Origin of the sequence: Mesotoga sp. B105.6.4 (genome assembly GCF_002896535.1) — a bacterium.
GTDB lineage: Bacteria > Thermotogota > Thermotogae > Petrotogales > Kosmotogaceae > Mesotoga.
On record NZ_JWIM01000106.1, the window covers coordinates 1 to 1642 of the forward strand.

1 protein-coding gene is annotated in these 1642 nt (G+C 50.1%); it reads right to left on the reverse strand.

All coding sequences use genetic code 11. The annotated features are described in order from the left end of the window. Window positions 1–41: 41 nt before the first annotated feature. Window positions 42–1613, reverse strand: a complete 1572-nt coding sequence (locus tag RJ60_RS14830; RefSeq protein WP_103135263.1) for a dipeptidase — start codon at window positions 1611–1613, stop codon at window positions 42–44. Window positions 1614–1642 lie beyond the last annotated feature (29 nt).

Here is a 1642-nt window from a genome sequence, read left to right on the forward strand (position 1 = left end):
CGGTCATAGACCGACCCGGATTAAAACAAAGAAACTCACACTTAAGGAAGTCTCAATATCAAAGTATCTGCAAGGTCCCAGTACGCTCTCTCAACTTCAATCATTAGAGAGTTCGTGTATGTGGTCAAGAACTCGACAGCCATATCCCTATCGATTTCGTAAAGCTTCAGGGCCGTCTCTTCTATTGCGGGCTGCATATCGTACATTTTCTGCTGCATTGGAATTCTCACCGCATCGATTCTCGGCATCATGTCTCCGTATCTCTGGTTGGAGAGTCTGTCGACGGTGTAGAATGCCCAGAAAGCTGCGTCTCTGTCGATCTTTGCGATTCCTCTGTTTACTGTCGCCCAGGACTCCGGAACTCTTGTGATACCGGCGTATATCGGAACGACTGTGGCCTTGTGGCCGTTTCCAAGTCCAAACCAAGATACTGCACCAATTTCAGGCGGTAGCCAGCTTCTAGTCTGGTTGATGAAGTAACAGCTTGTACTCTGAACACCAATGAACCTCTGGCTTCGCGGAAGACCGAGCAGGTTTCTGATCTCGGTTCCCGGCTGAGGCGTTGCCAAATTGCTTAGAACATCGTTACCGTCACTGTCTTTGTAAAGCCATGCCTCGTTGGCAAGCTGATCACCAGGGGTGCCGGCCATAACATCTCGATAGAGCTCGATAATGTCGTAAACAGAAACCTTTTCATCCGGCTTGAAGGAGAATGGGTACTGAGAAGTGTCTCCACCGTACTCCCAGTTTCCGGATGGCTGGAACATTGAGAACACTCTCCATAGCCTCGGGTTCCACGTACCAATTGTACCAATTACTTTCTTCCATACGAATGGCCCTTCCTGGCCTTCTTCCCATAGACCGAGTTCGATTGTGCTCTGGAGATAGTTTTCGCAGATCATGAAGTCGCCTGCGGGAACTCCGGGAGGAAGATTCGTCTCGAGATCGATCTCGCCAATAATACTCGCATTTCCATTTACCATCATGTGGTCGTCTGGAACGCGTTGTGCCGCCCATATCGCTCCGGGACCGTCGCCCGGTTTCCAAAGCGGTCCCACTCCGTAGATCTCAAACCACCAGACTTCTTTGCCGTCAGCAATTGTAAGACCCTCGCCACGGGAACAAGATTCCCTGTAGCCATATTCGACTGCCAGAGAGCCCATAAGCTCGATGGCCTCCCTTGCTGTCGTACATCTCTGAAGAGCAAAGGCCTGAAGCTGCTCGATCGTCATGATGGCATCCGGACTGTTCACAGTTGCCCTTGATCCGCCTTGCGTTGTCTCTCCCATCAGCAGACCCTTTTCGTTGGAGAACGGATAAGAAGTCTGGATCCATGAATACGTATGTTCCACCTGGGGTATCTCGCCAAGCTGAACCAACGGTCTTCTGTCAGCATAGACTATCCATTCCCAGACGGGCGTCATGCTTCCCGGTTCGTGATCCGCAGCCGGGTGTATAATCAGTCGGGAATCATACGATCCGTCAACAGACTGAGCAGATATTGCTGATCCGTCAACAGTCGCGAGTTTGCCAACTCCGATGTCAGTACAGGCAATCAAACCGGTGTAGAAAAACACAATCGCAATAACAAATAACACAAGTACCTTTTTCACCTAAAAACCCCTCCCTTTTGAGGAAAAAA